A 5,551-nucleotide genomic window follows, 5' to 3' on the forward strand; every position below is an offset into this window, starting at 1 on the left:
GCCGCCGGCCGCCGGTTCTCGCCGGCGACGAAGAAATAGCTGTTCACATAGTCCAGGCCCAGGCCCGTCCAGCGGCCCGGCGCGGCGATGGCCCCGCTGACCGGCTTGGCCACGGTGTCGACCGTCTGGCGGGTCACGCCATAGGCCTGCTGCTGCAGGGTCTCTCGCCGGTCGGCCAGCAGAAACGCCACCGCGATCACGATCGCGACGATGAGCGCCACGGCCGCGGTCCAGGTGAGCGGCACTTTCAGGTCGCCAAGCGGACCCTCTCGAAAGACCACGGACTATTTCTCCCGACGCCCCCCAGGCGTCTCTGTCGGAATCTAGATCTAGGCGAGCGTGGATTCCAGGACGCCCTTCATCCACTTGGGATGCTCGAGAACCTTGCCGCAGCCCAGGGCCACGCAGGACAGCGGATCATCGGCCACGGTGACCGGCAGGCCGGTGTGGTCGCGGATCTCGGCGTCCAGGCCGCGCAGCAGCGCGCCGCCGCCGGTCAGCATGATGCCCTTGTCGGCGATGTCGGAGGCCAGCTCCGGCGGGGTGGCTTCCAGCGCCACCTTGACCGCCTCGACGATCTGCCCGACCGGTTCGGCCAGGGCGTCGGCGGCCTGCTTTTCGCTGATGCGGACTTCGCGCGGCACGCCCTGCATCAGGTCGCGGCCCTTGACGTCGATCGACAGGCCTTCGCCGTCGGCCGGGGCGCGGGCGGTGCCGATTTCCTTCTTGATGCGCTCGGCGGTGGTCTCGCCGATCAGCAGGTTATGGTGGCGACGCATGTAGCTGATGATCGCCTCGTCCATCTTGTCGCCGCCGACGCGGACCGAGCGCGAGTAGACGATGCCCGACAGCGACAGCACGGCCACCTCGGTGGTGCCGCCGCCGATGTCGACGACCATCGAGCCGGTCGGCTCGTGGATGGGCAGGCCGGCGCCGATCGCGGCGGCCATCGGCTCGTCGATCAGGCCCACGCGGCGGGCCGAAGCGTTGAGGCAGCTGTCATTGATGGCGCGGCGTTCGACGGCGGTGGCGCCCGACGGCACGCAGACGATGACCTTGGGATTCACGAAGCCCTTGCGGTTGTGAACCTTGCGAATGAAATACTTGATCATCTCCTCGGCGACTTCGAAGTCGGCGATGACCCCGTCGCGCATCGGGCGGATGGCTTCCATGTGACCCGGCGTCCGGCCCAACATCTGTTTGGCCTCGATCCCGACGGCGTGGACGATCTTGCGACCGCCGACATTGCGCAGCGCCACCACGGAGGGCTCGTTCAGGACAATGCCCTTACCCTTCATATAGATAAGGGTGTTGGCCGTGCCCAGATCGATGGCGATGTCGTTGGAAATTACGCCGAAGAGGGAAGAAAACATTGAAGGCCCTGACTGAGGGGTAGGAGGGGCAGAAGCGGGGGATCGTTAACCAGAAAGCTGAGCCATTGCCGTCCAAGGGACAGCGGAAACAAAGTACCAACGGCTCCTACGTCATATAGGGACGAGAACAACATGATTCCCGCATTTGGCGGGTGTTCGTCCCGGTTCGCTCGTCCCACCGCGCGGCAGCAAGGCCGCTGGCGGGCTTCGCGGTCGCCCGGAGATGGCAAGCTGCCCCGACGACAGCCCGTTTGCCCTGCGAAAGCGTTGAATTCAAGGTCTATTCGCCGTCCAGCTTGATGGGCCCCGTCGAAGGGATGAAGCGCGCAGCCTCAACCCAGAAACATGGCGTTTTCTAGCCCAAGGCGGCCATCGCCACACCCACCGCCGTGACCAGACCGGCGGCCACCTGAAGCAGGCTTGTGCGCTCGGCGAACAGCCGTCGTCCGGCCACGGCCGCCATGGGCATTTCGACCACGCCGACCGCCCGAACCGGTCCGACCGGGCTCAGGGCCATGGCGGTGAACCACAGGCCGGAGGCCGCCGCGCCGCAGAAGCCGGCCCCAGGGATTGTCGCCACTGCCGCACCACCGAGACCAGGGCGGCGGGGTTGCGCACGGCCAGGACCGTGGTCAGCGCCGCCGACTGGATCGCCTGCACCACCATCACCGTCACCAGGGCCGAGAAGACGTGATGCTGCGGGTCAAAGGCCAGGGAAGCCTGGCGAAAGCAATTGGCGCTGAGGGCGAAGATCGCGCCGGATCCAAGCCCGGCCAGGGCCGCGCCCTTGCGCATCGGCGTCGCCTCGCGCGGCCAGGTCAGCACCGCCAGGCCCGCCGTGGCCACGAGGCCGCCGATCCAGGTCTGGGCCGAGACGTGGTCGCCGAACAGCAGCACGCCCCAGATCAGGGCGAACGGCAAGCCGCTCTGCTGCATGGCGGTTCCCAGGGCGAAGGAGGAGCGGTTCATGGCGGTCAGCAGGGCCGCCGTCGCGGCGATCTGCAGCCCCGCCCCCGCGACGCAGGCCAGCCAGAACCCCAGGCCAGCATGGGCCTGGGCCCCGGGCGTCACCGCCCAGGCGATGGCGGCGAACAGCATGGCGAACGGCAGGCCGAACAGGAACCGCACCAGGGTCGCGCCCCACGCCCCGCCCCGCCCATCACCGAGCGCTGGGCGGCGTTGCGCAGCACCTGGAAGGCCGCCGCGCCGATGGTGATGGGAATCCAGATCATGCTCGCGCCGTCCTTACACCGCCCTCACCCTGGACGTCCGTCTTTCAGAGAGCGGCATGACGCTCAGGCGGCGCACAGCCCGGCCATTGATCGGTCCCGTGACGGATTCCGGTCAAAGGGGCGGGCCGACCGTCCCGAGGCGGCCGAGGCGATGAACCTGCTCCGGCGCCGGGGTCATGGCCGTGTCGAGGCGGCGCGGCGGCAGACCCGCCATGTCGCCGACGAACAGAGCGACGGGCTGCTGATCGTCGGCTGGGCCGGCCTCATCGACGCTCGCGCCGCGGCCGTGCTTGAGACGCGCGTCGGCCCGGACCTCAGAACCCGCTGGCGATCGCCGGTTCGGGCCGGCTTTTTTCCTTGCGGGCGAAGAGGTTGTTGAGGGCGTTGACATAGGCCTTGGCCGAGGCGGTCAGGGTGTCGGTGTCGGCGGCCTGGCCGGTGGCGATGCGGCCGTCCTCCTCCAGACGCACCGAGACCTGGGCCTGGGCGTCGGTGCCCTCGGTGACCGCGTGCACCTGGAACAGGCGCAGGGCGGCCTCGTGCGGCACGATCATGTGGATGGCGTTGAACACCGCGTCGACGGGACCGTCGCCCGAGGCTTCGGCCGTCCGGGACTCGCCGTCGACCTCCAGGGTCAACTCGGCCGACTGGCCGTCGGTGCCGGCCACGACCCGCAGGCGCGAAACCCGGATCCGCTCCGAGCCGCGCGCCAGGGCGTCGTCGACCAGGGCGATGATGTCGTCGTCGTAGACATGCTTCTTGCGGTCGGCCAGGTCCTTGAAGCGGCCGAAGGCCTCCTTCAGGGCGTTCTGGCCCAGTTCATAGCCCAGGTCCTTCAGCTTGGCGCGGAAGGCGTGGCTGCCCGAATGCTTGCCCATGACCAGGCTGGACGGCGCCTGGCCGACCGATTCCGGGGTCATGATCTCGTAGGTCTCGCGGTTCTTCAGCATCCCGTCCTGGTGGATGCCGCTTTCATGCGCGAAGGCGTTCTTGCCGACGATGGCCTTGTTGTACTGCACCGGGAAACCGGTGATGGCCGAGACGTAACGGCTGGCGCGGGTGATGTGGGTGGTGTCGATCCGGGTGTCGTAGGGCAGCTTGTCGCCGCGGACCTTCAGGGCCATGACGACCTCTTCCAGCGCCGCGTTGCCGGCCCGCTCGCCCAGGCCGTTGATGGCGCATTCGATCTGGCGCGCCCCGCCCTGTACGCCGGCCAGGCTGTTGGCCACGGCCAGGCCCAGGTCGTTGTGGCAATGGGTCGAGAAGATCACCCGGTCGGCGCCCTCGACGTTCTGGGTCATCCAGCTGAACAGGTCGGCATATTCCGACGGATAGGTATAGCCGACGGTGTCGGGCAGGTTGATCGTCGTGGCTCCGGCCTTGATGGCGGTCTCGATGGCGCGGCGCAGGAACTGGCGGTCGCTACGAGTGGCGTCCTCGGCCGACCATTCGACGTCGTCGCGCAGGTTGCGGGCGTGGGTCACCGAGCGGGCGATCACGTCGATGACGGCGTCCGGCTCCATCTGCAGCTTGTGCTTCATGTGCAGGTCGCTGGTGGCGATCACCACATGGATGCGGCCGCGCTCGGTGGGCTTCAAGGCTTCGGCGCAGCGGTCGATATCGACCTGGTGGGCGCGGCACAGGCCGGCGATGGTCGAGGTCTTGACGATCTTGGCGATCTCGCGGACCGCCTCGAAGTCGCCGTTCGAGGCGATCGGGAAGCCGGCCTCGATGATGTCGACCCCCATCTCCTCGAGGATCTTGGCCAGCTCCAGCTTTTCGTCCAGCGACATGGAGGCGCCGGGCGACTGCTCGCCGTCGCGCATGGTGGTGTCAAAGATGACGACGTTGTCGCGCTTGTCGAAAGCGCCTGCGGAAACGGGGGTCATGGACTTACTCGTGGAAGATGTCTGTGGTCGGGGCGGAGGAGCGTTCATCCCCTGTGCGCCCGGACACGACGAAGCGTGGCCGCTAGAGCGCCCAGGGGCTGATAAGCCGTAGCCAAAGCTGTTCGCACGCGACGTTCATGATCACTTTCTACACAGCAGGCGGATTCCGAGCAAGCATTTTGCGTCGTGACGGCAATCGGCCGCACACGACGCAAATTCATGCCGCTATCGGGCAGGCTCGGGGCGGGTGACGATCGGAAAATCGGTCGGGAAGGTGTCAAACCACCCCGTCAGCCGGCCGAAAGCCGACCGATCCCCCTCGATCTTGACCTGGCCGGTCAGCACCTTGCCGACCAGGGACGTGCCCTGAAACAGCGAGTCCAGGAACACCGGCCGGGCCACGGTCAGGGTGGCGTCGACGGTCTCGCCGCCCTTGGCCCGCTCGGCCACGAGCACCCGGTTGCGCACCTCGACCACGAAACGCTCATTGCGATCGGGGAAGACGAAGGCCAGCTTGACGGCGCCGTCGCCCACCTTGTCGCCGTTGAGCCGCACGGCCAGCAGGTCGAAGATCATCTCGCTGCTCAGGCCCTTGAGGATGTCGAGCGGGGCCAGGGAGGCCGGCAGCTTGCGCACGCCGTCGCGCAGTTCGTCGGCGGCGGTCAGGTACATGTTGCGCCAGATGGCGTTCTCGGTCTGGTAGCCCATCTGCTCATAGGCCGCCGCCAGCTGGGCCTTGGACGCCTTGTCGGCGGAATCGGCCATGACCGCATGGTTGAGCAGGGTCGCCGCCCAGGCATAGTCGCCCGTGGCGGCGGCCGTGGCGGCCAGCTCGCGCACCTTGGCCGCGCCGCCCATGGCCGCCACATAGCGTCGGCCGGTCTCGACCGGCGGCGCGGGGGCCAGATGGGCGGGGTTGGCGTCGTACCAGCCCATATAGCGCTGATAGACCGCGCGGCTGTTGAAGCTCATGCTGCCGTAATAGCCGCGATTGTACCAATCCTTGGCCAGGCTGGGCGGCAGCACGATCTGGGCGGCGATCTCGTCGCCGTTCAGC

3 protein-coding genes and 2 pseudogenes are annotated in these 5,551 nt (G+C 67.8%); all 5 read right to left on the minus strand.

The features are described from left to right. Window positions 1-281: pseudogene (locus CSW58_RS09850) on the minus strand (rod shape-determining protein MreC); the annotation flags it as partial. Window positions 282-329: 48 nt separating this feature from the next. Further along, window positions 330-1,373, minus strand: coding sequence for a rod shape-determining protein (locus CSW58_RS09855; protein ID WP_004623009.1), 1,044 nt, complete (start codon window positions 1,371-1,373; stop codon window positions 330-332). 355 nt (window positions 1,374-1,728) lie between these two features. Beyond that, window positions 1,729-2,605 (minus strand): annotated as a pseudogene (locus tag CSW58_RS09860) (EamA/RhaT family transporter). A 314-nt stretch (window positions 2,606-2,919) separates the two neighbouring features. Then, the gene (locus tag CSW58_RS09865) at window positions 2,920-4,494 is read right to left on the minus strand and encodes a 2-isopropylmalate synthase (protein ID WP_099447167.1); all 1,575 of its coding nucleotides are present in this window, start codon (window positions 4,492-4,494) and stop codon (window positions 2,920-2,922) included. A gap of 225 nt (window positions 4,495-4,719) precedes the next feature. Then, a partial coding sequence (locus CSW58_RS09870; protein ID WP_304441643.1) for an alkyl sulfatase dimerization domain-containing protein occupies window positions 4,720-5,551 on the minus strand: 832 nt, incomplete at its 5' end.

Origin of the sequence: Caulobacter sp. B11 (assembly GCF_002737765.1) — a bacterium.
Taxonomy (GTDB): Bacteria; Pseudomonadota; Alphaproteobacteria; order Caulobacterales; family Caulobacteraceae; genus Caulobacter.

What these genes read in the sequence shown, in the direction of transcription:
- CSW58_RS09855 (WP_004623009.1), bottom strand. Translation starts at nt 1,373, where the DNA reads ATGTTTTCTTCCCTCTTCGGCGTAATTTCCAACGACATCGCCATCGAT.
- CSW58_RS09865 (WP_099447167.1), bottom strand. Translation starts at nt 4,494, where the DNA reads ATGACCCCCGTTTCCGCAGGCGCTTTCGACAAGCGCGACAACGTCGTC.